The 26,887-nt window shown below is 62.8% G+C and carries 26 protein-coding genes and 1 pseudogene; 6 read left to right on the top strand and 21 right to left on the bottom strand.

Going from position 1 to position 26,887, the window contains the following annotated elements; all coding sequences use genetic code 11:
- Positions 1 to 24: 24 nt before the first annotated feature.
- The 7 genes from AC56QX_RS04085 to AC56QX_RS04055 form a co-directional block, all read right to left on the bottom strand.
- Entirely contained in the window at positions 25 to 732 is a 708-nt protein-coding gene (locus AC56QX_RS04085) for a DUF1045 domain-containing protein (protein ID WP_497113824.1), read from the bottom strand.
- Between the two features lie 152 nt (positions 733 to 884).
- Positions 885 to 1,697 carry a 5-deoxy-glucuronate isomerase gene (gene iolB, locus AC56QX_RS04080; protein WP_497113823.1) on the bottom strand — a complete coding sequence of 271 codons (813 nt, stop codon included), beginning with the start codon at positions 1,695 to 1,697 and terminating at the stop codon, positions 885 to 887.
- A 4-nt stretch (positions 1,698 to 1,701) separates the two neighbouring features.
- Positions 1,702 to 1,920 carry a DUF3329 domain-containing protein gene (locus AC56QX_RS04075; RefSeq protein ID WP_172221008.1) on the bottom strand — a complete coding sequence of 73 codons (219 nt, stop codon included), beginning with the start codon at positions 1,918 to 1,920 and terminating at the stop codon, positions 1,702 to 1,704.
- A gap of 43 nt (positions 1,921 to 1,963) precedes the next feature.
- Positions 1,964 to 2,881, bottom strand: a complete 918-nt coding sequence (gene iolE, locus AC56QX_RS04070) for a myo-inosose-2 dehydratase (protein WP_497113822.1) — start codon at positions 2,879 to 2,881, stop codon at positions 1,964 to 1,966.
- Between the two features lie 148 nt (positions 2,882 to 3,029).
- On the bottom strand, positions 3,030 to 4,880 hold the full coding sequence (gene iolD, locus AC56QX_RS04065; RefSeq protein ID WP_497113821.1) for a 3D-(3,5/4)-trihydroxycyclohexane-1,2-dione acylhydrolase (decyclizing): 1,851 nt from the start codon (positions 4,878 to 4,880) through the stop codon (positions 3,030 to 3,032).
- Between the two features lie 20 nt (positions 4,881 to 4,900).
- Complete coding sequence (locus AC56QX_RS04060) at positions 4,901 to 6,835, bottom strand: bifunctional 5-dehydro-2-deoxygluconokinase/5-dehydro-2-deoxyphosphogluconate aldolase (RefSeq protein WP_497113820.1); 1,935 nt, start codon at positions 6,833 to 6,835, stop codon at positions 4,901 to 4,903.
- Between the two features lie 156 nt (positions 6,836 to 6,991).
- Positions 6,992 to 7,837 (bottom strand): MurR/RpiR family transcriptional regulator, encoded by an 846-nt coding sequence (locus AC56QX_RS04055; protein ID WP_497117676.1) that lies wholly within the window; start codon positions 7,835 to 7,837, stop codon positions 6,992 to 6,994.
- Positions 7,838 to 7,994: 157 nt separating this feature from the next.
- Here AC56QX_RS04055 and AC56QX_RS04050 point away from each other — a divergent pair, with 157 nt between their 5' ends.
- Positions 7,995 to 9,104, top strand: coding sequence for a Gfo/Idh/MocA family protein (locus AC56QX_RS04050; RefSeq protein WP_497113819.1), 1,110 nt, complete (start codon positions 7,995 to 7,997; stop codon positions 9,102 to 9,104).
- Positions 9,105 to 9,110: 6 nt separating this feature from the next.
- On the opposite strand, the gene AC56QX_RS04045 is transcribed toward AC56QX_RS04050, so the two are convergent.
- Entirely contained in the window at positions 9,111 to 9,806 is a 696-nt protein-coding gene (locus AC56QX_RS04045; RefSeq protein ID WP_497113818.1) for a helix-turn-helix transcriptional regulator, read from the bottom strand.
- 129 nt (positions 9,807 to 9,935) lie between these two features.
- On the opposite strand from AC56QX_RS04045, the gene AC56QX_RS04040 reads away from it, so the two are divergent.
- A complete protein-coding gene (locus AC56QX_RS04040; protein WP_497113817.1) occupies positions 9,936 to 10,571 on the top strand; it encodes a LysE family translocator in 636 nt (211 codons plus the stop codon).
- A 37-nt stretch (positions 10,572 to 10,608) separates the two neighbouring features.
- Here the strand turns inward: AC56QX_RS04040 and AC56QX_RS04035 are convergent, their stop codons facing one another.
- The 8 genes from AC56QX_RS04035 to AC56QX_RS04000 all read right to left on the bottom strand — a co-directional run bounded on the left by AC56QX_RS04035 (position 10,609) and on the right by AC56QX_RS04000 (position 18,983).
- Complete coding sequence (locus AC56QX_RS04035) at positions 10,609 to 11,700, bottom strand: 3-deoxy-7-phosphoheptulonate synthase (RefSeq protein ID WP_477441581.1); 1,092 nt, start codon at positions 11,698 to 11,700, stop codon at positions 10,609 to 10,611.
- Between the two features lie 199 nt (positions 11,701 to 11,899).
- Entirely contained in the window at positions 11,900 to 12,694 is a 795-nt protein-coding gene (locus tag AC56QX_RS04030) for an SDR family oxidoreductase (protein ID WP_497113816.1), read from the bottom strand.
- A 30-nt stretch (positions 12,695 to 12,724) separates the two neighbouring features.
- Positions 12,725 to 13,720, bottom strand: coding sequence for an inositol 2-dehydrogenase (iolG, locus tag AC56QX_RS04025; protein ID WP_497113815.1), 996 nt, complete (start codon positions 13,718 to 13,720; stop codon positions 12,725 to 12,727).
- Positions 13,721 to 13,834: 114 nt separating this feature from the next.
- Complete coding sequence (locus AC56QX_RS04020) at positions 13,835 to 14,602, bottom strand: ATP-binding cassette domain-containing protein (RefSeq protein WP_497113814.1); 768 nt, start codon at positions 14,600 to 14,602, stop codon at positions 13,835 to 13,837.
- A 2-nt stretch (positions 14,603 to 14,604) separates the two neighbouring features.
- A complete protein-coding gene (locus tag AC56QX_RS04015; RefSeq protein ID WP_497113813.1) occupies positions 14,605 to 15,681 on the bottom strand; it encodes an ABC transporter permease in 1,077 nt (358 codons plus the stop codon).
- A gap of 109 nt (positions 15,682 to 15,790) precedes the next feature.
- A complete protein-coding gene (locus tag AC56QX_RS04010; RefSeq protein ID WP_027032509.1) occupies positions 15,791 to 16,732 on the bottom strand; it encodes a sugar ABC transporter substrate-binding protein in 942 nt (313 codons plus the stop codon).
- 351 nt (positions 16,733 to 17,083) lie between these two features.
- Positions 17,084 to 17,878 carry a hypothetical protein gene (locus AC56QX_RS04005; RefSeq protein ID WP_497113812.1) on the bottom strand — a complete coding sequence of 265 codons (795 nt, stop codon included), beginning with the start codon at positions 17,876 to 17,878 and terminating at the stop codon, positions 17,084 to 17,086.
- Between the two features lie 73 nt (positions 17,879 to 17,951).
- Entirely contained in the window at positions 17,952 to 18,983 is a 1,032-nt protein-coding gene (locus AC56QX_RS04000) for a LacI family DNA-binding transcriptional regulator (protein ID WP_497113811.1), read from the bottom strand.
- A gap of 168 nt (positions 18,984 to 19,151) precedes the next feature.
- On the opposite strand from AC56QX_RS04000, the gene AC56QX_RS03995 reads away from it, so the two are divergent.
- The 3 genes from AC56QX_RS03995 to AC56QX_RS03985 are packed head-to-tail and all read left to right on the top strand — an operon-like array spanning position 19,152 to position 21,824.
- On the top strand, positions 19,152 to 20,243 hold the full coding sequence (locus tag AC56QX_RS03995) for a fatty acid desaturase family protein (protein WP_497113810.1): 1,092 nt from the start codon (positions 19,152 to 19,154) through the stop codon (positions 20,241 to 20,243).
- A 31-nt stretch (positions 20,244 to 20,274) separates the two neighbouring features.
- Entirely contained in the window at positions 20,275 to 20,589 is a 315-nt protein-coding gene (locus AC56QX_RS03990; RefSeq protein WP_497113809.1) for a Rieske (2Fe-2S) protein, read from the top strand.
- A gap of 5 nt (positions 20,590 to 20,594) precedes the next feature.
- The gene (locus AC56QX_RS03985) at positions 20,595 to 21,824 is read left to right on the top strand and encodes an NAD(P)/FAD-dependent oxidoreductase (protein ID WP_497113808.1); all 1,230 of its coding nucleotides are present in this window, start codon (positions 20,595 to 20,597) and stop codon (positions 21,822 to 21,824) included.
- Positions 21,825 to 21,938: 114 nt separating this feature from the next.
- Here the strand turns inward: AC56QX_RS03985 and AC56QX_RS03980 are convergent, their stop codons facing one another.
- From AC56QX_RS03980 to hslV, 5 genes and pseudogenes are all read right to left on the bottom strand, one after another.
- Positions 21,939 to 22,898 carry a DUF1402 family protein gene (locus AC56QX_RS03980; RefSeq protein WP_497113807.1) on the bottom strand — a complete coding sequence of 320 codons (960 nt, stop codon included), beginning with the start codon at positions 22,896 to 22,898 and terminating at the stop codon, positions 21,939 to 21,941.
- Between the two features lie 172 nt (positions 22,899 to 23,070).
- Positions 23,071 to 24,385, bottom strand: a pseudogene (gene hslU, locus AC56QX_RS03975) (ATP-dependent protease ATPase subunit HslU).
- Between the two features lie 3 nt (positions 24,386 to 24,388).
- Positions 24,389 to 24,988, bottom strand: coding sequence for a DUF2585 domain-containing protein (locus tag AC56QX_RS03970; RefSeq protein WP_095203106.1), 600 nt, complete (start codon positions 24,986 to 24,988; stop codon positions 24,389 to 24,391).
- A complete protein-coding gene (locus tag AC56QX_RS03965) occupies positions 24,985 to 25,521 on the bottom strand; it encodes a GNAT family N-acetyltransferase (RefSeq protein ID WP_497113806.1) in 537 nt (178 codons plus the stop codon). The genes AC56QX_RS03970 and AC56QX_RS03965 overlap by 4 nt, the downstream gene beginning before the upstream one ends.
- A complete protein-coding gene (gene hslV / locus AC56QX_RS03960; protein ID WP_497113805.1) occupies positions 25,511 to 26,062 on the bottom strand; it encodes an ATP-dependent protease subunit HslV in 552 nt (183 codons plus the stop codon). The genes AC56QX_RS03965 and hslV overlap by 11 nt, the downstream gene beginning before the upstream one ends.
- A 225-nt stretch (positions 26,063 to 26,287) precedes the next feature.
- Here hslV and hisB point away from each other — a divergent pair, with 225 nt between their 5' ends.
- Positions 26,288 to 26,887, top strand: a complete 600-nt coding sequence (gene hisB, locus AC56QX_RS03955) for an imidazoleglycerol-phosphate dehydratase HisB (protein WP_497113804.1) — start codon at positions 26,288 to 26,290, stop codon at positions 26,885 to 26,887.

The following is a 26,887-nucleotide window of genomic DNA, read 5'->3' as shown; positions in this document are numbered from 1 at the left end:
TTGATTATCCGGGGCAAAGCAGGTTCAGGCGATTTTTCTGGCGGGGCGCCGTCCCAGCGCGTGCTGAGAAAGCACCATGAACGGCGCACCGGGTTCGGTTTCGACAAACAGCGTCAGCGCATCCACCAGCACCGGCTGCCGCAGCACGTCGGCGAACAGGCTGTCGATTGCTGCGCGCAGACGAGGGCTTTCCTGTGGCCCTGCCCGGCCGGACAGCGTCATGTGGAAACGAAAAGTCTCGAAGACATAGGGGTAGCCCCATTGGCAGAGATTGCGGAACTCGGCCGGCTTCAGCGAATCCGGGCTGCGCCGCTCGATCTCGGCCTCGGTCAGCGGCGCGCGAAAGCGGTCGAAATCGCGTACGACGTCGTCGGCGAAGCGGTTGAGTGGTGGCAGTGGACCTTCCGGCACCAGTGCGAAGAAGCTGTCGATCTGGCTGACAACGAGACGCGGGATGGTCGCAACAGGCGTTGCTTCGGCAAAATGGTCGAGCCCCGCGCGTAGCGAGGTCTCGGTCTCATTGGCAGCCAGGCGGAAGGGGGCCTTCAGCGTCGCGTGGAAACCATAACGGCGCGCCGATGCGGTGTGGAAAGCAACTTCCGCCGCCGACAAATCGGCCACGGCCTCAACCGGCCTTGTCGCCGCGCCGAACGGGTCGCGGCCCAGCCAGTTGGCGGCGATCCGCGCCAGCGGTTCGTCCTGCCGGGGGGTGAAGTAGATGGCATAACGCATGGGAAGTCCTCGTCGGTCCCGCTGCCATAGGTGATTTCCATGACGGATTGACGAAGCTTTGACGGGTTTTCGAAGGCAAATCGACCCGGGAAGTCCTTAGCCGACGATTTTTCCCAGCTGGACCAATAAGTTCAGCCGGAATCTCGAACCGGTCAGGCCTTCATCAACCATTCGTGCTCGGGCGCATTGTGGAATTTCCACGTCCGCTTCGGCCCGGCCATGACGTTGAGATAATAGAGGTCGTAGCCATGGCAGGCGGCGCAGGGATGATAACCCTTGGGCACCAGCACCACATCGCCATCCTCGATCGCCATTGCCTCGTCGAGCGCGCGATGACCATCCTTGTCGGCGTCGGTGTAGACCCGCTGGAAGGCAAAGCCCTGCGGCGGGTTGAGGCGATGGTAATAGGTCTCTTCGAGATAGGATTCCGCCGGCAGATTATCCTGGTCGTGCTTGTGCGGCGGATAGCTCGACGTGTGGCCGCCGGGCGTGATGACCTCGACCACCAGCAGTGAATCGGCTGGCTTGCCCTCCGGCAGGATGTTGGTGACGTAGCGGGTATTGGTGCCCTTGCCGCGCACCTCCTGGCCAAGATCGTCCGGCCCGATTACCCGAACCGGCAGCTCGCCGCCGAGGCCCGGCGCCGAGCAGACCGCGAGTTCGAGCTCCGTATCGGCTGTCACCGACCAGTCCGATCCCTCAGGCACATAGACCGACCACGGCTTGCCTTCGAAGGGCGACATGCGCTCGCCGAGCAGGCCGAGATCCTTGCCGCCGGCTTTCGCGGTGCCCTTGCCGGTGACGAACACCAGGCAGATCTCGCGCTCCTCCGTCTCTCCCGAGGCGCTTTCGCCGGGCTTCAGCCGATGCAGGTCGAAACCGACATAGGTCCAGCCGGCGCTTTTCGGCGTCACATGGGCAACGCGGCCATGGCCCTTGTCGGCCTTCACCAGCAGCTTCGACATCGGGTTACTCCTTCGGTTCGGCCTCGGCCGTTGCCTTGCTCTCATCGGCCGGCTTGTAGAGATAGAAAAACTGCCAGACGGCATAACCGGCAAAGCCGAGCGCGATGACGCCCCAGAACGGCGTGCCGGTGGCGAATTCGATGATCGACCAGATGACGCAGACCGCGACGACGGCGACACGCCGCCATAGCGGGCGGAAGAAGGGGTGCTCGTAATCTTTCATCGGGCCAATCTACAGCAACCTGGCTCGCCGTGAACCCATCGCATCAGGCATTCGGGAAGCCTTGCGTCTCGACCGTGTAGCCGGCGGCGGTCATCACACGCATCAATTCCTTGTGGCCGACCTGCGCCATCTTGAGTGGCGGGTTCTTCTTCGGGTCCTGCTCGGCCTCGACCACGAACCAGCCCTCATAGCCATGGTCGGCGAAGCGTTGCACGATGGCGCCGAAATCCAGCGAACCGTCGCCCGGCACGGTGAAGGCGCCGAGCGCCACGGCGTCGAGGAAGGACTGCTTCGTGCGGTCGAGCTTGTCGATCACGCCCATGCGCACATCCTTCACATGCACATGGCTGATGCGCTTGTGGTGGTTGTCGATGGCGCGCAGCACATCGCCGCCGGCGAAGGCCAGATGACCGGCATCGAGCAGCAGCGGAATGCCTTCGCCGGAATGGCGCATGAAGGCATCGAGTTCCGGCTCGGTCTCGACCACAGCCGCCATGTGATGGTGGTAGGACAAAGGCATGCCTTGTTCGGCGCACCATTCGCCGAACTCGGTCAGACGCCTTGCATAGGCCTTCATCTCGTCGCCAGAAAGTTTCGGCTTGGTGGCGAGCGGCTTCGAACGGTCGCCCTGGATCGAACGGCCGACCTCGCCATAGACGATGCAAGGCGCGTTGACCGCCTTGAACAGGTCGACCATCGGCTGGATTCGATCCTTGTTCTTGCCCATCTCCTCATCGACCAGCGTGCCCGAAAACCAGCCGCCGCACAGCGTCACATCGGCCGCCTTGAGGATCGGCAGCATGACAGCGGGATCGTTGGGAAAACGCCGGCCCATCTCCATGCCGGTGAAGCCGGCCGACCGCGACTGGCGAAGGCATTCTTCCAGCGACACGTCATCGCTGAGTTCGGCAAGATCGTCGTTCCACCATGCAATGGGGGACATGCCCAGTTTGGCTTTCAAGTCGTCACTCCGGTTTCTTGTTCACCCTCCCCCTTGTGGGGAGGGTCGCTGCGAAGCAGCGGGGTGAGGGTGCGGCGCCAGACCCCCACCCGGACCTTCGGTCCGACCTCCCCACAAGGGGGAGGTAGGGGGCGGCGCTGACTTAGCATCAATCGCCGATGGTCTGCATCTGCCGCTTCTCGTCATAGGCCTTGCGTGCCGCGTTCACCTGCGGCCGCGCCGACACTTCCGGCACCGCCACATCCCACCAATGGCCGCCGGCGTCGGTGGAAACCAGCGGATCGGTGTCGATGACCAGCACGGTGGTGCGGTCGTTCTTCTTTGCCTTCTGCAGTGCGTTTTCCAATCCGGCAATCGACGGCACTTTCTCGGCGATCGCGCCCATGCTCGCCGCATGCGCGGCAAAGTCGATATCGGGCAGGATCTCGTGGCGCGAGTCCTTCAAGAGATTGTTGAAGTTGGCGCCGCCGGTTGCCATCTGCAGCCGGTTGATGCAGCCATAGCCACGGTTGTCGAGCAGCACGATGGTCAGCTTCAGACCGAGCATCACCGAAGTGGCGATCTCGGAATTCAGCATCAGGTAGGAGCCGTCGCCGATCATGACGACGACCTCTTTGCCGGGCTTCGCCATCTTGGTGCCCAGCCCGCCGGCAATCTCGTAACCCATGGTCGAGAAACCGTATTCGGCGTGATAGGAGCCCGGCGCGCCGGCCTGCCACAATTTGTGCAACTCGCCCGGCAGACCGCCGGCGGCATGCAACAGCGTCACGCCGGAGCCCATAGCGCGCTGCACGGCGCCGATCACCTGCGCATCCGATGGGAAGGCGGCGTTGGTCGATGCCGTCACCTTGGCCGCGTCGGCCTGCCATTCCTTCTTGCCGGTGGCCGCATTGTCGATCCAGGCGGCAGGCGCCTTCCAGCCCTTCAGCGCGGCACCGAGTTCAGCCAGTCCTTCGGCTGCGTCGGCGACCAGCGGCAGCGCGCGGTGCTTGCCGGCGTCGAAAGGCTGCACGTTGAGCCCGATGATGGTCTTGCCGGAATTCTTGAACAGCGCCCATGAGCCGGTGGTGAAATCCTGCAGACGCGTGCCGATGGCGAGCACGACGTCGGCCTCTTCCGCCAGCCGGTTGGCGGCCGAGGTGCCGGTGACGCCGACCGCCGCCATGTTGAGCGGATGATCGTCGGGCAGCGAGGATTTTCCGCCTTGCGTCTCGCACACCGGAATGCCGGCGGCTTCGACGAATTTGGCCAGTTCGTCCGAAGCCTGTGAATAGAGCACGCCGCCGCCGGCGATCACCAGCGGCTTCTTGGCACCCTTGAGCGCTGCCACCGCTGCCGCAAGTTCGTGGCGGTCCGGGCGTGGCCGGCGCTGGTGCCAGACCCGCTCGGCGAAAAAGCTCTCGGGATAGTCGTAGGCCTCGGCCTGCACGTCCTGGCACAGCGACAGCGTCACCGGGCCGCACTCGGCCGGATCGGTCAGTACAGCCATCGCACGGCTCAGCGCCGGGATGATCTGCTCGGGCCGGGTGATGCGGTCGAAATAGCGCGACACCGGACGGAAGCAGTCATTGACCGTCGCCGTGCCATCGGAAAAATCCTCGGCCTGCTGTAGCACCGGGTCGGGGATGCGGTTAGCAAAGACGTCGCCGGGCAGAAACAGCACAGGCAGCCGGTTGACATGCGCAAGTGCTGCCGCCGTCACCATGTTGAGCGCGCCGGGGCCGATCGAGGAAGTCGCCGCCATGAAGCGGCGACGGAAATTGGCCTTGGCATAAGCGATTGCCGCATGCGCCATCGCCTGTTCATTGTGGGCGCGGAAGGTCGGCAGTTCGTCGCGCACCTGGTAGAGCGCCTCGCCGATGCCTGCGACATTGCCATGGCCGAAGATCGCCCAGACACCGCCGAAAACAGGCACTGTCTTGCCGTCGATCTCGGTCATCTGGCGACTGAGGAAGCGGGTCAGCGCCTGGGCCATCGTCAGGCGGATTGTCTTGCTCATGGTGGGTTCCTCCGCAGTCCTTATGCCGCTTTACGGCCGCGCGCGGCAAGCCACGCCTCGGTCAACTGTTCGAAGCGCGAGGCCATGTCGGCGACAGCCTCGTCATCCGACATCCTGCCGGCCAGCCACTCTTCGGCCGCGTGGACGAAGATGGTGCGGCCGACGGCAAAGCCCTTGACAATCGGCGCCTTGGCGGTGGCGGCGAAGGCCGCTTCCAACTCGTCCTGCGGCGCTTCCAGGCCAAGCAGCACGATGCCACGGCACCAGGGATCGTGCTTCAAGATCACCGCTTCGATCTTGGCCCAGGCGCCGCTCGACGCCTGCGGCTCGAGCTTCCACCAGTCGGGCTTGATCCCAAGCGCATAGAGTTCCTCCAGCGCGCGCGGAATGGTCGTGTCGTCGAGCTTGCCGTGCTTGCCGGCGATGATCTCGATGAGAAGTTCCCGGCCGACTTTGCGCGCGGCCTCAAACAGCGCGCGCAGCTTCTGCTGCTGTTCTTCCTTGAGCGCCGCCGGATCGTCGGGGTGGTAGAAGCACAGGCATTTGATGCAGTGATCGACGGGCCATTCGGTGAGCTGCGAGCCGATGTCCTGCGAGAATTCGAAGCGCAGCGGCCGCGAGCCCGGCAGTTCGACCGGCCGTCCAAGCCAGGCGAAAGGGTGGCGGGCGAACTCGAACATCGCCTCGCGGCCATGTTTCTCGTCGATCAGCATGCCGTAGCCGTCGCGGCCGGCGGCAACGCTTGCGGCGGCCTTGACCGCCAGCACCTTGAAATCGCGGATGCGTGCCGGATCGGCACCGGTCTTGGCCGCGACGTCCTCGAGTTGCACACGGTGATCGCAGGCGAGCGCCATCATCGAAGGAATGTCGCGCCGGCGGGTGGTCGCCCAATGGATGTGGTTGATCGCCTCGTCCTTGCGCAAGGCGAGATGTTTGCTGCCGTTCTTGAGGAAGAACTGCAACTCCTCGAAGGTCGGATATTCCGGCGCGCAGAGCAGCCGCGAAACGGCGAAGGCGCCGCAGGCATTGGCCCAGGTCGCGGCCGTCGCATGATCTTCGCCACCCAGCCAGCCGCGCAGGAAGCCGGACATGAAGGCGTCGCCGGCACCCAGCACATTGTAGATCTCGATCGGAAAACCCTTGCCGACGACACCGTCCTCGAGATCGTCGCTGATCGGTCCGTCAAAGACGATGCAGCCCATGGCGCCGCGCTTGAGTACGATGGTCGCCGAAGACAGCGAGCGGATCGTCTTCAGCGCGCTCAGACAGTCGTCGGCGCCCGAGGCGATCATGATCTCTTCCTCGGTGCCGACGATGAGATCGCAATCGGGCAGCACGGTCTTCAACTGGGACGAGACCCGGTCGGATTTGACGTAGCGCTCGAAGCCCTCGGCATGGCCGGCGAGACCCCACAGGTTCGGCCGATAGTCGATGTCGAAGACAACCTTGCCGCCCTTGGCTTTCATGATGCGGATCGCCTTGCGCTGGGCGGCGTCGCTGTTGGGGCGCGAAAAATGCGTGCCGGTGACGACGATCGAGCGGGCCGAGGCGATGAAGGCCTCGTCGAAGTCTTCCGGCGCCAGCGCCATGTCGGCGCAGTCGCTGCGATAGAAGATCATCGGCGAAACGCCTTCGCTCTCGACCGACAACAGCACCAGCGCGGTCAGTCGTTCCTTGTCGGTCTTCAGCCCGTCGGTGTTGACGCCTTCACGCTTCAGCTGCTCACGGATGAAGCGGCCCATCTGCTCGTCGCCGACGCGCGTCAGCAACGCTGAGCGCAGCCCAAGTCTCGCCGTGCCGACCGAAATGTTGGCCGGGCAACCGCCGACCGACTTGGCGAAAGACGTGATGTCCTCCAGCCGCGAGCCGATCTGTTGGCCATAGAGGTCGACAGAAGCACGACCGATGGTGATGACGTCGAGCGGCGCCTGTTTCGCGTCCACGGCTTCGCTCATTGGAACCTCCCGTCAGTCTTGTTGTCAGGAACAACATTGTTTGGGTAACACGCGCGAGCGGCAGCGTGGTGCCGGCAATATGAAATAATAATTCCAATCCATAGTCAATATGGAATGAGCGTTCCCGAGCCGATTTTGCTTTTTGCGGGCGCTTGCTCAGGCCTTGCGTTTGCGACCTGCGTCGCGCCGTTTCTCGCCGACGCCGACGGTCAGCGCCATGGCGAGCGCCATCGTCGCCGACAGCGAACGGAAGCCGGCGAAGTCCGCCTCGGCAACCTCGAACCAGACCTTGGCGAACTGGGCAAGCGGCGAAAACGAGCTGTCGGTGATGGCGACGATCGGCACGCCCTGCTCCGAAATGGTGCGTGCCTCCTCGATGGTGGCGGGCGCATAAGGTGAGAAGCTGATGGCGATGACGGCATCCGCCGGCGTGGCGAAGCCGATCATTTCGGCATTCAGCCCGGCAGCCGATTCGATCAGCTGGTTGCGGATCTTCAGCTTGCCCAGCGCATAGGCGATGTAGGACGCCACCGGGTAGGAGCGTCGCTTGGCCAAGACATAGATGGTCTGCGCCTTTGCCAGCAGCGAAATCGCGTCTTCCAGATGCGCGTCGTCCAGCGTGCGGGAAATGTCATTGAGCGAGGTGCTGGCGGCAGCGACGAAGCCGTCGAAGATGGCGCGATGGCCGGCGCCGCCCTCGGCCTTGACGCGCAGCGCCTGCAACCGTTCGTCATAGGACGAGTTGCGCTCGCGCAGCCGTTCGCGAAACACCTGCTGCAGGCTGGTGAAGCCGTCGAAGCCAAGCTGCTGGGCAAAGCGGATCAGGGTCGACGGTTGTACGCCGGCCGAGGCGGCGATGCTGGCGGCGGTGCCGAAGGCGATGTCGTCGGGATTGTCGAGCGCGTAGGCGGCGATCTGGGCAATGCGCTTGGGCAGGCTTTCGCGCCGATCGAGGATGGTGGCGCGCAGCGTCTCGAAGTCGCGAGGTACCCGTTCGTCCATCGTCGGCCCGTCCAAGCTCATCGGTGAAAGCGTCCTCTCTGCCCCATCATAGCGAGCCTGCGCAAGAACGCCATTAAAAATGAGGCAGACATTCCATTCCAAAGAAAAATGGACTAATTCATCCACGCAGCACTTCAGGGAATGGAGAAAAGGGAAGATGGTCGGCGTAGGTCTTATCGGCACGGGCTTCATGGGCAAATGCCATGCCATCGCGTGGAGCGCCGTCGGCGCCGTCTTTCCCGATGTCGCCAAGCCAAAGCTCGTCCATCTCGGCGAGGTCAATGCGGAGTTGGCCCAGCGCAAAGCCGGCGAGTTCGGCTTCGCCAAGGCCTCCGGCGACTGGCGCGCCGTCGTCAACGACCCGGAGGTCGATATCGTCTCGCTGACCACGCCCAACCAGTTCCATCCGGAAATGGCCATCGCGATTCTCGAAGCCGGCAAGCATCTGTGGTGCGAAAAGCCGATGGCGCCGAGCTTTGCCGAAGCCGAGGCGATGGCCGCGGCGGCCAAAAAGTCCGGCAAGATCGCCGCACTTGGCTACAATTACATCCAGAGCCCGGCCATCCGCCACATCGGAGCACTGCTCAACGAGAAGATCATCGGCGAGGTCAACCATCTGCGCATCGAGATGGACGAGGATTTCATGGCTGATCCTGAGGCGCTGTTCTTCTGGAAGCACGAGGCCGCTTCCGGCTACGGTGCGCTCGACGATTTCGCCGTCCATCCGCTGTCGCTGGTCTCGGCGCTGTTCGGCCGCGTCGCCAGCGTCATCTGCGACATGGCCATGCCCTATGCCGACCGCAAGCTGGCTGGCGGCGGGCGCCGCGCGGTCGAAACCTATGATATCGCCAGCGTCTTGATGCATCTGGAAAACGGCATTGCCGGTACGCTGCTGGTCAACCGCTCGGCCTGGGGCCGCAAGGGCCGCATCGCCATCCAGATCTTCGGCTCCAAGGGCTCGATCCTGTTCGACCAGGAGCGGATGAACGAAATCCAGCTCTATCTCACATCGGATCGCCCGACCGAACAGGGTTACCGCACCATCCTGATCGCGCCGCAACACAAGCCCTACGATGCCTTCCTGCCGGCACCCGGGCACGGCCTCGGCTTCAACGACCTCAAGATCATCGAGTGCCACGAATTGCTGACGCGGCTTGCCGGCAGGCCGGCACGGCTCATCGAGTTCGCCGAGGGGCTGGAGATCGAGCGCACCGTGCACGCAATGGCGCGCTCCTTCGAGGACAAGCGCTGGGTGGACGTGCGGTAATACCCCTCAACCAGCGGCGGCATTAATCTCCCAGCCGTTCACCCAGACCTGCCGCAGCCGGTCGCCTTCGCCCTTGAAGCGTAGTCCGGTCGGCTGGCAATGCTCGATACGGTCGCTGCGGAAATTGCGGATTGCCTGGCGCAGCTCGCACCAGGCGACGATGTTGGCGGTCTCGGCATAGTAGATCAGCGCGATCGGGCGGATGAGGCGCTCGGAGGCGCGGCCCATTTCGTCGCGATAGGAGAGGTCGAGCTTCTCTTCGTCGCGGATGGCGCGGCGCACCAGCGCCAGGTCCATCGTACCGGCCGACGGCGCGGCGAAACCCCAGGCATGCAGCGCATTGGCTTCGAATGTCTGGCGCAAAGGCTGCGGCACGGCGCCGGCGATCTTGGCGCTGACCCGCTTGGCCGCCTGCTTGAGCTCGTCGTCCCCCGTGCGCTCCAGCAGCGCCAGCGACAGCACGATCGCCTCCATCTCCTCGATCGAAAACATCAGCGGCGGCAGGTCGAAGCCTGGGCGCAGGATGTAGCCGATGCCGCGCCCGCCCTCGATCGGCACGCGCATCGCCTGAAGTGCGGCGATGTCGCGATAGATCGAACGTATCGTCACTTCCAGCCGCTCGGCGATCATGGCCGCCGTCACCGGCTGTCGCGCCAGCCGCAGGATCTGGATGATCTCGAACAGGCGTGACGCCTTGCGCATTTTTCTCACCCGATGCCGATCACAACTGACACACCATCGTCAGTTGGGTTGACCTATAGGATCGCCTATCGAATTGAAAATCAACAGGTTCCGCTGCGGCTTGGCGGAGCGAGGCGGCAGGCAACTGACATGGGTTACGCGGAAAATCTCTGGCTTTTCTTTATCCTGCTGTTCGGCATCATCGTCGTTCCGGGCATGGACATGCTGTTTGTTCTGGCCAATGCGCTGACCGGCGGGCGCGACAGGGGACTGGCCGCGACCGGCGGCATCATGGTCGGCGGCATGGTGCACACGCTGAACGGCGCCATCGGCGTCGGCCTGCTGATGCATTTCGTGCCGATCCTGTTCACGCCACTGCTGATCGCCGGAGCCGCCTACATGGCCTTCATCGGCATCACGCTGATGCGCAGCTCCATCACTGTCGGTCAGGACGGGCCAGCCGGCAGCCGCTCCGCCTGGAAGGCATTTCGCCAGGGGCTGGTGACCTGCCTGATCAACCCGAAGGCCTATTTGTTCGTCCTTGCCGTCTATCCGCAGTTTCTGAAGCCGGACTACGGCCCGATCTGGGCGCAGGCGACAATCATGGGCCTGATGACGGTCATCACGCAGGCTGGCATCTATGGCGGACTCGCGATCACTGCCGGTCGCAGCCGCAAGCTTTTGATCGCCAATCCGCGGGCAACCATACTCGCCGGCCGGGCGGCCGGGCTGCTGCTTTTTGCGGTCTCGGTGTTCACCGCTTGGGAAGGGCTAAGGGCGGCGTAGTTCCCGTTAACGCCGCCCTTCCGACATCGCCATCGTATCAGGCGGCGCCCTGCCGGCTTTCCAGCATGGCGCGGCGTGCCGACCGGCGCCACTCGACGGCACCGGCAAGGCCGTGCAGCACGGTCTCGGTGGTCGCCCAGTCGATGCAGCCATCGGTGATGCTCTGGCCGTAGACGAGCGGCTTGCCGGGCACCACGTCCTGGCGGCCGGCAACGAGATTGCTCTCGATCATGAGGCCGATGATGCGCTCGTCGCCCGCCGCCACCTGGCCTGCCACGTCGGCCGCGACCTTGGGCTGGTTCTCCGGCTTCTTGGCTGAGTTGGCGTGGCTGACATCGATCATCAGACGGGGCGCGACTCCGATACGGGCGAGTTCCACGCTAGCCGCTTCGACGCTTGCCGCGTCGTAGTTGGGCTGAACGCCGCCGCGCAGGATGACATGGCAGTCCTCATTGCCGGTGGTGGTCGCGATGCCGCTGCGTCCGCCCTTGGTCACCGCCATGAAATGATGTGGCTGGGCGGCGGATTTCACCGCTTCGGCAGCAATCCTGAGATTGCCGTCGGTACCGTTCTTGAAGCCGACCGGGCAGGACAGGCCCGATGCCAGTTCGCGATGGATCTGGCTTTCGGTGGTGCGCGCGCCGATGGCGCCCCAGGCGACGAGGTCGGCAATGTATTGCGGCGTGGTCATGTCGAGGAATTCGGTTGCCGCCGGCAGGCCGAGATTGTTGACGGCCGACAGCACGTTGCGCGCCATCCGCAGCCCCTTGTCGATGTTGAAGCTGCCGTCGAGATCGGGATCGTTGATCAGGCCCTTCCAGCCGACCGTCGTGCGCGGCTTCTCGAAATAGACCCGCATGACGATCTCGAGCCGGTCGGACAGGGTCTCGCGCAGCGCCGCCAGACGGCTGGCATAATCAACGGCCGCGACCGGATCGTGGATCGAACAGGGCCCGACGACGACAAGCAGCCGGTCATCGGTCCCGTTGAGGATGGCGTGGATGGCGTTGCGTGAGGCGCTCACGGTGCGCGTCGCCGTCAGCGTGCGCGGAATCTCCCGCATCACCTGGTCCGGTGTACTCAGTTCTCGGATTTCCTTGACCCGAAGGTCGTCTGTGGTGGTCAACACGGCTTTCTGCTCCTGGTTAGGAGACCTGCCGGCTGAAACAAAAAAGCCGCCAGGTCTGGCGGCTGTTCGGATCTTGTTGCTGCAATCTTCAGATCGAGCGCAATCCTCCCGCCGCCAGCGAGCTCCTAAAGTACCAATACGTGGCGGACAGGTTGATCATGCGGCTCATATAGTCGAAGCGGAGGCGTTTGTCACGCCCCTACTCGCCGACCACCCCGGCGATGTTCTGGTCGTAGTCGACCAGCGATCCGGTCATGACACCGGCCTGCGGGCTGATCATGTAGGTGATCAGTCGGGCGAGTTGTGCCGGCTTTACCAACTGGCCCATCGGTTGCGCGGCTTCGGCCTTTTCCAGCCAGTCATCCGGCGCGTCATGCCACTTCTTCTGCACGATCGCCTCGCCCTCAGTGTCCATCCAGCCGGGCAGCACGGCGTTGCAGCGGATGCGGTTCTTTCGATACGAGCTGGCGACATTCTTGGTCAGCGTCATCAGCGCGCCCTTGCTGGTCGAATAGGGCGTCAGGAAGGACTGGCCGGCATGCGCCGACATCGACAGCACGTTGACGATCGAGCCCGGCGCCTTGCGCTCCAGGAGATGCGCCACCAGCCCCTGCATCAGGAAGAACGGCCCGCGCACATTGGTGTCGAAGATCTGGTCGAAAAGCTCCTCCGAGGTGTCGACCAGCGAGCCGCGCGCCGACGTGGCGGCGGCGTTGACCAGCGCGTTCAGCGTGCCGAAATGCGAGAGTGCTGTCGCCACCGCGCGCTTGCAATCGGCCACCTTTGAAACGTCGGCGCTGATGAAGATGGCGTCGACGCCTGACTTCTTGAGGGTGGCGACAGCCTTGTCGCCCTTCTCCTGCGAGCGGCCGATGAGCGCCAGCGCCCTGCAGCCCTCGTCGGCCAGCGCCTCGGCGACGGCAAAGCCGATGCCCTGCGCACCGCCGGTAATGATGGCGCGCGTCTGTGAATTGCGATCGGCGGATGCGCTCATCGCTCTGCTCCTGTGTCTTGGGTCCGGTTCTTACTTGTCGAGGCGCACTGTCTTGCCTGTCGTCGCCGACTTCAGCGCCGCATCCGCCAGCTTCAGCGCCACAAGGCCGTCGGCGCCGCTCGGTGCTGCCTTCTTGCCCGAGGTTGCAGCTGTGATGAAAGCAGCGATCTCATTGGCATAGGCGTCGAGATAGCGGGTCATGAAGAAGTCGTGCAGCGGCGGGCGGGTGTAGCCTTTGTCGTTCGCTACTTCGATCGACACCGGCCGCTGGTTCTCGGCAGCTACCATGCCTTTCGAGCCATGCACCTCGATGCGCTGGTCATAGCCATAGGTGGCGCGGCGCGAGTTGGAGATGACCGCCTGTTTGCCGGAAGCGGTTTCGAGGATGACGCTGACCGAGTCGAAATCGCCGGCAGCACCGATCTTCTTGTCGACCAGCACAGACGCATGCGCGCTGACCGCCACCGGCTCCTCGCCGAGCAGGAAGCGCGCCATGTCGAAATCATGGATGGTCATGTCGCGAAAAATGCCGCCCGAGCGGGCGATATAGTCTAGCGGCGGCGGGCCGGGATCGCGCGAAGTGATGGTGACCATCTCGACGGTGCCGATGGCGCCGTCGTCGATCGCCTTGCGCACGGCGGCGAAATGCGGATCGAAACGCCTGTTGAACCCGACCATCAGCGTTGCCTTGGCCTTCTCGACCACGGCCAGGCATTTTTCGACGCGCTTGACGCTGAGGTCGATCGGCTTCTCGCAGAAGATCGCCTTGCCGGCTTTGGCAAAGCGTTCGATCAGATCGGCATGGGTGTCGGTCGGCGTGCAGATGACCACGGCGTCGATATCTTCGGATTTTTCGATGGCGTCGATCGTACGCACCTCGGCGCCATAGGCCGATGCCAGTTCCTTTGCCGCCTTCTCGAAGGCGTCGGCCACGGCAACCAGTTTGGCCTGCGGGTTGGAACCGACGGCGCGGGCGTGGACCTTGCCGATGCGGCCGGCACCGAGGAGGGCGAAGCGGAGAGTCATGGAATGTCCTTTGAAGGTGGTTCGAAACTGTCGGCGCCGGTCATGGGCGCGGGTGATTTTCCGGTCAAGATGACATCGACAGTGAGGCGATGACCGCCGCCTCCACGCCCGGCTTTAGGCCGCGAGTTCCGCCTCTCCGGTCTTGGCGCCGGTGATGTAGGAAACGATATCCTGGCCGTCGGTGTTCTCCTTGCGCAGATTGGCGACGATGCGGCCGCGCCGGAAGACGACGATACGGTCGCAAAGGTCGAACACCTGGCGCATATTGTGGCTGACCAGGATCAACGATTCGCCATTGTCCTTCAGCGTGCGGATGATGTTCTCGACCTGCGCCGTCTCCTGCACGCCGAGCGCCGCCGTCGGTTCGTCCATGATGACGAGCTTGGAAGCGAAGGTCGCGGTCCTTGCAATCGCCACGCACTGCCGCTGGCCGCCCGACATGTGGCGGATGGTGTTGGACAGATTGGGGATTTTCACCGCCGTGCGGATCAGCGCCGCTTCGGTCGCCTTGCGCATGTATTTGCGGTCGAGGATCGAGAACGGTCCGAGATTGAACAGCACCTTTTCGCGGCCGAGAAACAGGTTCGACGGCACGTCGAGGTCGTCGGCCAGCGCCAGGTTCTGGAACACGGTCTCGATGCCCGCCGTGCGGGCCTCGATCGGCCCGGCAAAATTCACTTCCTTGCCGTCAAACCAGATCTGGCCGCTGGTGCGTTGTTCGACAGCGGTGATCTGGCGCACGAAGGTCGACTTGCCGGCGCCATTGTCGCCCATGATGGCGACATGCTCGCCTTTGCGCAGCTCGAAATTGGCGCCTTCCAGCGCATGCACGCCGCCATAGCGCTTGGTCAGGTTTTCGGTCTTCAGGACGATGTCTGACATGGTCAAGCCCTCAATGCCCGCAGGCGTTGGCGCCACTGGTCGAGAACGACCGCACCGACGATGATCACGCCCTTGACCATCTCCTGGTAGTAGGCGTCGAGGCGCAGGAAGGTGAAGCCGGAGATGATGACGCCGAAGATCAGCGAGCCGATCACCGTGCCGACGATCGAACCACGACCGCCCGACAGCGAAACGCCACCGATGACCGCCATGGCGATGGCGTCGAGTTCATACATCACGCCCATGCCGGACTGTGCGGTGAGATTCTTGGAAGAGAGCACCACGGCGGCGAGCGCGGCGAGTATGCCGGCGATGACGTAGACGAGGATCTTGTGGTTGGCGATCTTGATGCCGGACATGCGCGCGGCGTCTTCGTTGGAGCCGATCGCGTAACAATGCTTGCCGTACCTTGTGTAGGTCATGATCAGCTGGAACAGCACCGCCAGCGACAGGAAGATGATGACCGGCATTAGGCCCTTGCCGATCGCCGCGAAACCGTCGGTGGGAAACGAGATCGGCTGGCCCTTCGACCACCATTTGGCGATGCCACGCGCGGTGACCATCATGCCGAGCGTGGCGATGAAGGGCGGAATGCGCGTATAGGCGATCAATGAGCCATTGACGAGGCCGGCGAGCAGGCCGCAACCGATCGCCACCAGCACCGGCACGATGACGGGGAGGTCGGTCCAGCCTTGCGCCAGGAACATTGCCTTCGGGTTGGGATTGCCATTGACGGTTGCCACCTGGGCGAAACTCATGGCGATCATCGCGGTCGCGCCGACGATGGAGCCGGAAGACAGGTCGATACCGCCGCAAATGATCACCTGCGTCACGCCGATGGCGATGATGCCGACGATCGACACCTGTAGGATGATGATCTGCAGCCGCGCCTCGTTGAAGATGCCGGAGACGTCGCTGCGGGTGTTGAACAGGAAACTGTCGCCGAGAAAGATGCGGCCGATCAGTTCGAAGATGACGACGAGGATGACGAGCGCCAGGAAGACGTTGAATTCGGCCGGCCATGTCCGCTTCTTCGCGTCATAGCTGACTCCGCCAACGCCATGGGATGTCTGTGACAATCTTCTATCCTCCGTCAGCCGCGGTTGTCCCTCAGCGCCCGGAGGCGCTGAGGGAAAGAAGAACGGCGCTGTCTTTTGAGCGAGAGCGCCGCTCCTTGATGTCCGTGGCTCAGTTCTTCTTCAGGAACTTGTCGATGTTGGCAGGGGTGACGAGCTGGAAGGGGATGTAGACCTTGTGGTCGACCTTCTCACCCTTGGCCAGCTTCAGCGCTGCATCCAGCGCGCCTGCGCCCTGGCCGGCCGCGTCCTGGAACACGGTCGCGTCGAGGTCGCCCGCTTGCATTGCCACCAGTGCGTCCTGGGTGGCGTCGACACCGCCGACGACGACAGTCTTCATGTCGATGTTGGCGGCCTTCATCGCCTGGATGGCACCGATCGCGCTCTCGTCGTTGTTGGCGATGACGCCATCGAACTTCTTGCCGGTCGACAGCCAGTTGGTCATCAGGTTCTGCGCTTCGTCGCGGTTCCAGTTCGACGTCTGCTTGTCGATGATCTTGATGAAGCTGCAATCCGGCGTGGCGATCACGTCGTCAATGTCCTTGGTGCGCTGCACGGCGGCCTGGTTGGAAAGCTCGCCCATGATGACATAGACATTGGCTTCCTTCTTGCCGGCTTCCTTGAACAGGCGGCAGACTTCCTTGGTTTCGAGCGTGCCGGAATCGGCTTCGTTCGAGGCGACGAATGCTTGATTGTCCGGCAGCGTGTCGACATTGACCGGCTGGCGATTGACGTAGACCAGCGGGATCTTGGCGGCAGCGGCAGCGTCCGACATCGCCTGCGTGGCCGAGGTGTCGACCGGATTGACGATGATCGCGTCGACGCCCGAAGCGGCGAAGTTCTTGATCTGGTCGAGTTGCTTGGCAACATCGTTCTGCGCGTCTTCGACCTGCAGCTCAACGCCGCTTATGCCCTTGGCCTGCGCGATCATGCCGTTGCGCAGCACGGTGAGGAAGTTGTCGTCGAACTTGGCCATCGACACGCCGATCTTGGCGGCCATGGCCGATGAACTCATCAGCGCCGCGAAGGCGACGCCCAAAAGCAGTTTCTTCATTGTATCTCTCCTCCACTTTTGGTGTCCGGTTGCACCGATCTATCCGGAATCCCCGATCTCCCCGGGGAATCTCTCCCTGATATCGTTTCGCTCCGCATTCCCTGCGTCTGCTGGAACGCCCAACTCTCTGTTTGAAACAGACGTTCCGGAACGAAAGAACCAAAATGTACAGCTAGTGAAATATTTATTCCATTTCGCCACGAGGCGTCAAGGGCGATTCCAAAACCGGATGCGCGATTTCGGCCGATGCGGGGAAGCGGCGTCGAAGCGGGTGAGCGAATGTGCGCTGTGCCAGCGCCGGCCCAACCGAGGCAAGTCTGGGAATATCAGCGATGGGACAGTGCGTGCGGCCTAGAAGTGCCAGATGTCCCGCTGCATCAACAGGTCCAGCGGAGCCCGCCAAACTCTGTATTTTGCCGCTTGCTCTATCTGCTGATCTGCACTGAGATGGCTGACGCGCTCGAAAAAGGCTTCGATGCGCTGCCTGGCAAATAGCTTCCGACCCCTGGTGTTGTAGTTGCGAAGGGGTAGCCAGTGTCCGCTTATGGAGCGCCCGCCTTGTGACAGCGCCACGCCAATGCAGAACTGTTCGGACGTGTGTGCTCTGACCACGCCAATCATCTGCTCGATGGCTTGGTAAGCGTCAGTCAGTGCCGGAAGATTGGAATTGTGGACACCGACCACGCCGCTATTCCACATCGGCTCACGTCCCGATAGCCGCTGGTCGCCAAGCAAGAATCCCTTATCCCCGATTGTCCGATAGGCGGCCGCCTTTGGCGTCCCCTCACACTTTCTCATAATCGAGTGCGTAGGGGAGATTTTGCCGAAACATCTCGAAATATCGCCGACGGGGTAAATGTCGGTATCCATGAAAAACAGCCGCTCGCAACGCTGCAGTAGTTTGATAATGCCGGCAGCCTTGATGCCAAACATGTACCGATCGCCAAAAGACATCTCGGTCATTTGTTTGGCGGTAAGCTCGATCGCTTCGATTGGATAGCCGTTGAAAACGCCTGGTCGGTCGGTCAGGACCGAAATTTTGGCTCCAGGTGTGTAATGCAACAGCCGAAGCGCGCTGAAGAGCGCCCCGCGAGCATAGAGGTCGTCCTTGCCGAACGCGATGTACCCGAACCCATCCACACCCATCAGCGGTCTATATTGGTGACCGGATTCTGCGTCAACTCAACTGAGCGATGCCTGAAAGCGCAAAAAACCATCGTTAGATATTCTCAGGCAGATAGATGTCGAACGGCAGGAAGGTCTGGCCGGGCGCGTTCGCGGCACCTGTCTCGATGGCATGGGCCATCAGGTCGACCAGTTCGCGGCAAAGGGCCGCCAGCGGTGTGGAGATCACCATCGTCAGGATGCCGTCGGCCAGCGCCGAGCGCGAGACCGCCGTGATCTCGTTGCAGATAACCGCCGGCATCTCGGCCGGCCTAGCTTGCCGCAGCGCCGCGACCGCGCCTTCCATGCCGCCGCCGGCGACATAGCAGCCAACCAGATCCGGATGGCGGTCGAGAAGCTCGAGCAGCGTGTCCTGCGTGATCTGGTTGGCTTCCAGATTGACCAGCGTTTCCAGCAAGGTGAAGTCCGGCGCCTGCTCGCGAAAGAAGGAGCGGAAGCCGATTTCGCGCAGCTCGTGGCCGTGGAAGCGGTGGCTGCCGACGAACAGCGCGACCTTGCCTGGCCGTTTTGCCGCCTTTGAGATCATCCAGGCCGCGGTACGGCCGACCTTGCGGTTGTCGAGGCCGACATAGCCTTCGCGAATGCCGGCGGCGAAGTCGGACAGCAGGGAAAACACCGGCAGTCCCTTTGCCTTCATCTCCTCGACCGCGACCGTCAGTGTCGGGTGATCCGGCCCAACCAGCGCCACGGCCCGACACTTGGCCGCCAGTTTGCGCGCGCGCTCGACGATCTCGTCGGGCACCAGCGAGTCGGCAAAGTCGATCATGGCGACGCCGCGAAAACGCGGCGATCGCGACATGGCCAGTTCAAGCTCGCGGGCGAACTCGCTGTAGAAGACATAATTGCCTCTCAGCAGCAGGAAGCCGAGCCGATATTCGGGCAATTCATGGCGCATCCGCTGCTTGATCAGGCCTGCCGCGTGGTAGCCGATCTCGGTCGCTGCCTCATAGACGCGGCGCGCGGTGTCCTCGCGCACCGGCAGGCGGCTGTTGAGCACGCGGTCCACCGTGGCAACACTGACCCCGGAGATGCGCGCCAAATCGGTGATGGTCGGCCGTTTCGCCATGCTCGCCTCAATGCAGTGTTCGAGCCTTCCTACATCATTCTGATAGGAAATGATAGAAACTATCTTTGTGATGTTGAGTCTATCATTCGCTCGCGCTATTTCTGAGCCTCAAGGTAAAGGGCTAGCGGGCATTTGCTCAGGCTGATGCTCTTGCCGAGGGAGGCAATCATGTCCACAACGCCGTCCCGGCGTGACTACAGCCTGATAGGCCGCGACGCCAAGCTCGCCGTCGAGAACGGCCTGTCGGCCGCCGAGTGGTACCACACGGACATTCCCCGCAAGCAGATGAAGGAGCTGATGCAGCGCTCCGACGGACCGGCGATGCGCGACACGGCGATCTGGATTGCCGCGCTGGCCGTCAGCGGCGCCGGCGGCGCCTGGTTCTGGGGCAGCTGGTGGTGCGTGCCGTTCTTCTTCGTCTATGGCGTTCTCTACGGCTCCTCCACCGATTCACGCTGGCACGAATGCGGCCACGGCACGGCATTCCGGACGCAGTGGATGAATGATGCGGTCTATCAGATCGCCTGCTTCATGATCATGCGCAATCCGGTTACCTGGCGCTGGAGCCACACGCGCCATCACACCGACACCATCATCGTCGGCCGCGACCCGGAAATCTCGGTCATGCGGCCGCCGGACCTGGCTCGTGCCGCCCTCGGCTTCGTCGGCGTGCTCGATGCCTGGCATGCGATGTCGGACATGCTGCGCGACGCCGCCGGCAACATCAGCGCGGCGGAAAAGACCTTCATTCCCGAGCAGGAACAGGGCAAGGCGATCCGCATTGCCCGCATCTGGACCGCGATCTATGCCGCAACCATCGCGCTGGCGCTGTACTTCGGTTCATTCCTGCCCTTGATGCTGGTCGGTCTGCCCAGGCTCTATGGCGCCTGGCATCACGTCATGGTCGGCCTGCTGCAGCATGGTGGTCTGGCCGACAATGTCCTCGACCATCGGCTAAACAGCCGCACCGTCTACATGAACCCGATCAGCCGCTTCATCTACTGGAACATGAACTACCATGTCGAGCATCATATGTTCCCGATGGTGCCCTATCATGCGCTGCCGAAGCTGCATGCGCTGATCAAGCATGATTTGCCGGCGCCGACGCCGTCGATCCTGGCCGGCTACCGCGAGATGATCCCGGTCTTCCTGCGCCAGCTGCGCAACGAGGATTATTTCCTCAAACGCGAACTGCCGCCGACCGCCCGGCCTTACCGCGAGGAATTCCACAACGACGCCGTCGCCGCCGCGGCGGAATGATCGGACGATCTGATTTCCATGGGAGGACTGAATGAGCGACTGGGTTGAGGCCTGTGCCGCCGGCGATATCGACGAAGAGGATGTCATGCGCTTCGATCATGGCGGCCGCACCTTCGCCATCTATCGCAGCCCGGACGACGAATTTTTCGCCACGGACGGGCTCTGCACACATGAGAAGGTGCATCTCGCCGACGGTCTGGTGATGGACGACATCATCGAATGCCCCAAGCACAATGGCCGCTTCAACTACAAGACGGGCGATGCCCGCGGCGCGCCGGTCTGCATCAACCTGAAGACCTATCCGGTCAAGGTCGACGCCGGCAAAGTCCTCATTCAGATCGGGTGACGGATATGGCGCGGGGCATGGTCATCATCGGCGCTGGCGAATGCGGCGGGCGGGCAGCGCTCACGCTGCGCGATCTCGGCTATGACGGGCCGGTGACGCTGGTTGGCGACGAGCCGCATCTGCCCTACGAGCGGCCGCCTCTGTCCAAGGACGCGATGATCAGCGATGCGCCTGAAATCAAGGCGATCGCCAGCGACGCGATCCTGGCCGAGAAATCGATCCGCCATATCCATTCCGTCCAGGCCGTGGCGATCAATCGCGCGGCGCATACGGTGCGCCTGTCGGATGGTTCGGTCCTGCCCTACGACAAGCTGCTGCTGGCCACCGGCTCGACCCCGCGCAAGCTACCGATGCCCGGCCTTGGCGCGCGCTGCGTCTATCTCCGCACCTTCGCCGATGCGCTGGCCATTCGCGCCCATCTCAGCCCCGGCAACCGCATTGCCGTCATCGGCGGCGGCTTCATCGGCCTCGAGCTTGCGGCAGCGGCCCGCAAGCTCGGCGCCGCCGTCACCATCATCGAGGCACAGCCCCGCATCCTGATGCGCGGCGTCCCGGCCGAAATCGCCGAAATCATCCATGAGGCGCATGTCGCCGAAGGTGTCGACATCCTGTGCGGCGACGGCATCGCTTCCATCGCCGACAACAGCAGGCAAGTGCGCGTGACGCTGGCCGGCGGGCGCGAAATATCAGCCGATCTGGCCATCATCGGTATCGGCGCGGTGCCGGTGACCGGGCTTGCCGCCGAAGCCGGCCTGGCGATCGACAATGGCATATCAGTCGACGCCGAGCTGCGCAGCAGCGATCCCGACATCTTTGCCGCCGGCGACTGCTGTTCGTTCCCGCTCGCCGTCTATGGCGGCCGTCGTGTACGTCTCGAAGCCTGGCGCAATGCGCAGGAACAGGGCGTGCTTGCGGCGAAAAATATGCTCGGAGCCGGCGAAGCGCATGCGGCGGTGCCGTGGTTCTGGTCGGATCAGTATGGCCTGTCGCTGCAGATCGCGGGGCTTTCGGACGAAGGCAAAAGCACGGTGCGCCGCGACCTCGACGACGGCGCCTTCATCCTTTTCCATCTGGATGAGGACGGCAGGCTGGTGGCGGCCAGCGGCATCGGCCCCGGCAATGCGGTCGCCCGCGACATCCGGCTGGCCGAAATGCTGATCGCCAAGCGGGCGAAGCCGTCGGCGGAGGCGCTGGGCTCGCAGGCTGTGAAGCTGAAGTCGTTGCTGGCGGCCTGAGCTTACCCTCCCCCTTGTGGGGAGGGTCGCTGCGAAGCAGCGGGGCGGGGATGCGGCGCAGACCCCCACCCGGACCTTCGGTCCGACCTCCCCACAAGGGGGAGGGTCCCAGCCCTAAAACAGCGTCTTCAGCTCCGGCAGCTTGTCGTTGACCAGCCAGCCGTAATAATTCTCCTCCGGCAGTTTTTCCGGCTCGCCAGCGGCGCGGCGCTTGTCGTTCTCCGCCTTCAGCGCATAGGCGCGCTGCTCCGGATTGCCGACATTGTAGAGCGTGGCGGTCACCCCCGGATTGCCGGAAATGTCGAAGCCGGCAATGCTCTTGTAAGCATCGATCGATTTCCTGATCGTCGCGGCGACATAGGGCAAGGTCAGGTCCGGATCCATGATGGTCTTGTAGACCGAATTGGGGTCGCCGACATCGAGCTTCGGTAGGCCCGACACCTTGTGCACGAGATCGCTCATCTGCAGGGCGGTGAGCGGGTTCAACTGGCCAAGCCCAAAAGTCTGGCCGGCATAGTAAGGCTGGAAGAAGGTGGCACCGAAACGGTCGTCGGGAAAGCTTGTCCCGCCGACGGACTTGCCGCGGAACGAATGGTTCCACACCTGTTCGCGGCATTCCCACAGATCGTAACTGTCGGACATTGCAGCGCATTTCTTGAATTCCGGGCGCTGCACGAAATCGGTGATGTCCTCGCCATCATAGGCGAAGGACAGCCTGCTGGAGAGGTAGGAGATCGCCTTGACGTAGTAGGTCTGCAGCCGGTCATAGGCGTCGACATTGTAGGTGTGTTCACCGACAATGGCACCGACGATGTGCATAGGATCGATGCCATAAGCGGATGCGGCTTTCTTGATCTTGCCCCGCAGATCCGCGTCGTTCTGCAGCAATGCATAGACCTTGCGGTACTTCGCCTGGAAGGTGGTGTTGGTCGCCTGCGTGCGCCGGCTCGAGGCGCCGGGAATGTCGGGTTGCTCGGCATTGCGGTTTCCCGGCGGCACCAATGTCGCCGCATCGGCAGCGATCAGCGTCGCCGCCAGCGTCAAGCCGAGAATGACCAGAATGAGTTTTTTCATGCGCCGCCGCCTGCAAATCTTGCGGGCAAACTAGGGTAGTGCTCAGGGTTGAGTCGAGAGCGCCCCTTGCCCGGCAAGACGAAAGGTGGCCAGATGGTACCATCTGGCCACACATGATTGTTTTGCCGGAAGGCGTTGCCAGAACCGGCGCCGGACCAGCCGGCGCCGTTCTTTAAAGGATAAATCGCGACAAATCTGTGTTTCGCGACAGGTCGCCGACATGCTTTTCCACATAGGCGGCGTCAATGGTGACGCCCGTGCCGTTGCGGTCGGGTGCGTCATACGAAATCTCGTCCAGCACCCGCTCCATCACCGTCTGCAGCCGCCTGGCGCCGATATTCTCGACGCTGGCATTGAGATCGACGGCGATGCCGGCGAGCGAGATCGATGGCGTCGTCGGTGAAGGTCAGGTCGACACCCTCGGTCTTCATCAGCGCGATATACTGCTTGATCAGGCTGGCTTCCGTCTCGGTCAGGATGCGAACGAAATCGTCCTTCTCCAGGGCACGCAACTCGACGCGGATGGGCAGACGGCCCTGCAATTCCGGCAACAGGTCGGACGGCTTCGAGACATGGAAGGCGCCGGACGCGATGAACAGGATGTGGTCCGTCTTCAATGGTCCGTATTTGGTTGCCACCGTCGTGCCTTCGATCAGCGGCAGCAGGTCGCGCTGAACACCTTCACGAGAAACGCCGGCACCCATGCCGCCTTCACGCGACGCGATCTTGTCGATCTCGTCGAGGAAGACGATGCCGTCATTCTCCGTCGCATCGAGCGCCCGGCGCACCACTTCGTCCTGGTCGAGCAGCTTGTCGGACTCATCGTTGACCAGCAGCGCGTAGGACTCCTTGACGGTCGTCTTGCGCGATTTGGTCTTCTTGCCGCCCATCGCCTTCGACAGCATGTCGTTGATATTCAGCACACCGATATTGGCGCCCGGCATGCCGGGAATCTCGAAGCCGGGCATGCCGCCATTGCCGGTGTCGGCCACTTCGATCTCGATCTCCTTGTCGTCGAGTTCGCCGTCGCGCAGCTTCTTGCGGAAACTATCGCGCGTCGCCGGGCTCGCCGTCTTGCCGACCAGCGCTTCAAGCACGCGTTCCTCGGCGTTGATGTGGGCACGCGCCTTGACGTCCTCGCGCATCTTTTCGCGCACCAGGCCGATGGCGATCTCGACCAGGTCGCGGATGATCTGCTCGACGTCACGGCCGACATAGCCGACTTCGGTGAACTTGGTCGCCTCGACCTTGACGAAAGGCGCACCGGCCAGACGCGCCAGGCGGCGCGAGATCTCGGTCTTGCCGACGCCCGTCGGCCCGATCATCAGGATGTTTTTCGGCATCACCTCTTCGCGCATCTGGCCTTCCAGCTGCTGGCGGCGCCAGCGGTTGCGCAAGGCGATGGCCACGGCGCGCTTGGCATCCTTCTGACCGATGATAAAGCGGTCTAGTTCCGAAACGATTTCGCGGGGAGAAAATGTCGTCATAATCTAAATTCCACTTTGCCACTGCTTGATGGCCTCGAACGGATGCAGCAGCATGATCACGTTGAGTGTCAGATTGTCCCGGATGAGGTAGCCGGTACCCAGTTCGAAAAGGATGGCGAGGCTGACGATCACCCATATAGGTAGCCTTCGCGCCATCACAAATCCCAGCACCATGGCCAGTGTGTCGGACACCGAATTGATGATGCTGTCGCCATAATAGTCGAGCGAAATGGTGCCCGCGCGGTAGCGCTCGATGATGAACGGGCTGTTCTCCAGCAGCTCCCAGCCACCCTCGATGAGCACGGCGAAGGCCAGCCGTAAGCCGATCGGCGAACGCGGGAACAGGAACCGCGCCAGCGCGTAGAACAGGAAGCCGTGGATGATGTGCGAGAAGGTGTACCAGTCGGCAATGTGCTGGGAATTCTCCGAACTGTTCACCACGCCATGCCAGAGTTTGACGTAGCCGCAGGTGCAGATCGGCGTCCGGCCCATGCCATAGAGAGCCCCGGCCTGGAAGATGAGCAGGCCAAGGACGAGCAGAAGACCCATGCGCCAGCTGTCTTCATAGGCCGAATAGCCATCGTCCGCGCCTGGTTTGCTCATCTGGTTATTCCCCCATTTGCCATTTGCTCATCGTCGGCATCGATCGCCATCAGCACGACGTCGCCATAGACCGATTGCCTGCGGTCTATGGCCCGGAATCCGGCCTTTTCATAGGCCCGGATGGCCCTGAGATTGGCCGGATCGGGGTCAATGATGACGCGCGGCACGCCTTCCTCGAACAGATCCTCGACGAACTGCCGCACGATTGCCGAGCCATGGCCGATACCGACCAGCTCCGGCCGGCCGATCGATAGGTCAATGCCGAGCGTGCCGAATGGCTGGTCGGCATAGGGATGGTCGTCTTCCAGATGCGGGTCGTAGCTCTGCAGATAGGCGATCGGCTTGCCGTCGAGTTCGACGATCAGCGGCTCGACCGAAATCGAGTCGATATGATCGCGAATCTCGGCGATTTCCGTCTCCGGATCGTCCCACCATTCGGCGACATGCGGCTCGGTGAGCCAGCCGGCGATCATCGGCAGGTCTTTTTCAGTGACCGGCCGAAAATCATAGAGCACCACCTTCTCAGGCGGCATCGAGCGTTTCGATGACGAAATTGTTGTTGGTGTAGACGCAGATATCGGACGCGATCTGCATCGCCTTGCGGGCGATCTCCTCGGCATCCTTGTCGGTGTCCATCAGCGCACGTGCCGCGGCCAGCGCGTAATTGCCGCCCGAGCCGATGGCCATGACGCCATATTCGGGTTCGAGCACGTCGCCGGTGCCGGTCAGTGCCAGCGAGATCGACTTGTCGGCGACCAGCATCATCGCCTCCAGCCGGCGCAGATAACGGTCGGTGCGCCAGTCCTTGGCGAGCTCGACGCAGGCGCGCGTCAGCTGGTCGGGATATTGTTCGAGCTTGGCTTCCAGCCGTTCCAGCAGTGTGAAGGCATCCGCGGTGGCGCCGGCGAAACCGGCGATCACATTGCCGCCCTTGCCGATGCGGCGGACCTTGCGGGCATTGCCCTTCATGATGGTCTGGCCGAGGCTGACCTGGCCGTCGCCGGCGATCACCACCTTGTTGCCCTTGCGCACCGTCACGATGGTCGTGGCGTGCATGGTCAGTTCATTTGACATTCCTGGCTCCGATTCGCGCGATCCCAAAGAGGCGATTGGCGCGGTACGAGTAACTTCGATCGGCCATATGTATGCATGGGACCAATGATTGCAAACCGCTCGATAGCGGCCGGGATGGCAACTGGCAATCGCCGGATCATGCTGCTAGAAGGCTTTCGTTTTCAAGCCGGTGAATGCTCGAAGCTCGTCTCTCGAGCTTTGAACCCCTGAGACAAGGACAAGGTCATGGCGCCCCGTTCCGCCGAAGCCAGCCGCAAGACCAAGGAAACCGACATCTCGGTGTCGGTCCATGTCGACGGCTCGGGCAAATCCGATATCGCCACGGGCGTCGGCTTCTTCGACCACATGCTGGACCAGCTGTCGCGCCATTCCCTGATCGACATGACGGTCAGGGCCAAGGGCGACCTGCACATAGACGACCACCACACGGTCGAGGATACCGGCATTGCGCTCGGCCAGGCGCTGACCAAGGCGCTGGGTGAGCGGCGCGGCATCATGCGCTATGCCTCGATCGACCTTGCCATGGACGACACGCTGACGCGCGCCGCGATCGACGTGTCCGGCCGGCCGTTCCTGGTCTGGAACGTGTCCTTCTCGTCGCCCAAGATCGGCACCTTCGACACCGAACTGGTACGGGAATTCTTCCAGGCGCTGGCGCAGAACGCCGGCATCACGCTGCATGTCACCAACCATTATGGCGCCAACAACCACCATATCGCCGAGACCTGCTTCAAGGCGGTGGCGCGCGCGCTGCGCGCGGCACTCGAGCACGACCCGCGCCAGCCGGACGCGGTTCCCTCCACCAAGGGATCGTTGAAGGGATAG

This window comes from Mesorhizobium sp. RCAM 06353 (genome assembly GCF_059683585.1).
The sequence above is the reverse complement of the archived record's forward strand: the minus strand, read 5'-3'. Positions and strand labels throughout refer to the sequence as shown.

Coding starts and splice junctions, on each gene's coding strand:
- AC56QX_RS04005 (WP_497113812.1), bottom strand. CDS start 17,878: ATGGGTGTGGATGGGTTCGGGTACATCGCGTTCGGCAAGGACGACCTC.
- hisB (WP_497113804.1), top strand. CDS start 26,288: ATGGCGCCCCGTTCCGCCGAAGCCAGCCGCAAGACCAAGGAAACCGAC.
- AC56QX_RS04060 (WP_497113820.1), bottom strand. CDS start 6,835: ATGAGCGAAGCCGTGGACGCGAAACAGGCGCCGCTCGACGTCATCACC.
- iolD (WP_497113821.1), bottom strand. CDS start 4,880: ATGAGCAAGACAATCCGCCTGACGATGGCCCAGGCGCTGACCCGCTTC.
- AC56QX_RS04055 (WP_497117676.1), bottom strand. CDS start 7,837: ATGGACGAACGGGTACCTCGCGACTTCGAGACGCTGCGCGCCACCATC.
- AC56QX_RS03990 (WP_497113809.1), top strand. CDS start 20,275: ATGAGCGACTGGGTTGAGGCCTGTGCCGCCGGCGATATCGACGAAGAG.
- AC56QX_RS04030 (WP_497113816.1), bottom strand. CDS start 12,694: ATGAGCGCATCCGCCGATCGCAATTCACAGACGCGCGCCATCATTACC.
- iolG (WP_497113815.1), bottom strand. CDS start 13,720: ATGACTCTCCGCTTCGCCCTCCTCGGTGCCGGCCGCATCGGCAAGGTC.
- AC56QX_RS04085 (WP_497113824.1), bottom strand. CDS start 732: ATGCGTTATGCCATCTACTTCACCCCCCGGCAGGACGAACCGCTGGCG.
- AC56QX_RS04020 (WP_497113814.1), bottom strand. CDS start 14,602: ATGTCAGACATCGTCCTGAAGACCGAAAACCTGACCAAGCGCTATGGC.
- AC56QX_RS04050 (WP_497113819.1), top strand. CDS start 7,995: ATGGTCGGCGTAGGTCTTATCGGCACGGGCTTCATGGGCAAATGCCAT.
- AC56QX_RS03970 (WP_095203106.1), bottom strand. CDS start 24,988: ATGAGCAAACCAGGCGCGGACGATGGCTATTCGGCCTATGAAGACAGC.
- AC56QX_RS03985 (WP_497113808.1), top strand. CDS start 20,595: ATGGCGCGGGGCATGGTCATCATCGGCGCTGGCGAATGCGGCGGGCGG.
- AC56QX_RS04000 (WP_497113811.1), bottom strand. CDS start 18,983: ATGGCGAAACGGCCGACCATCACCGATTTGGCGCGCATCTCCGGGGTC.
- AC56QX_RS04045 (WP_497113818.1), bottom strand. CDS start 9,806: ATGCGCAAGGCGTCACGCCTGTTCGAGATCATCCAGATCCTGCGGCTG.
- AC56QX_RS04040 (WP_497113817.1), top strand. CDS start 9,936: ATGGGTTACGCGGAAAATCTCTGGCTTTTCTTTATCCTGCTGTTCGGC.
- AC56QX_RS03995 (WP_497113810.1), top strand. CDS start 19,152: ATGTCCACAACGCCGTCCCGGCGTGACTACAGCCTGATAGGCCGCGAC.
- AC56QX_RS04075 (WP_172221008.1), bottom strand. CDS start 1,920: ATGAAAGATTACGAGCACCCCTTCTTCCGCCCGCTATGGCGGCGTGTC.
- hslV (WP_497113805.1), bottom strand. CDS start 26,062: ATGTCAAATGAACTGACCATGCACGCCACGACCATCGTGACGGTGCGC.
- AC56QX_RS04010 (WP_027032509.1), bottom strand. CDS start 16,732: ATGAAGAAACTGCTTTTGGGCGTCGCCTTCGCGGCGCTGATGAGTTCA.
- iolB (WP_497113823.1), bottom strand. CDS start 1,697: ATGTCGAAGCTGCTGGTGAAGGCCGACAAGGGCCATGGCCGCGTTGCC.
- AC56QX_RS03980 (WP_497113807.1), bottom strand. CDS start 22,898: ATGAAAAAACTCATTCTGGTCATTCTCGGCTTGACGCTGGCGGCGACG.
- AC56QX_RS03965 (WP_497113806.1), bottom strand. CDS start 25,521: ATGCCGCCTGAGAAGGTGGTGCTCTATGATTTTCGGCCGGTCACTGAA.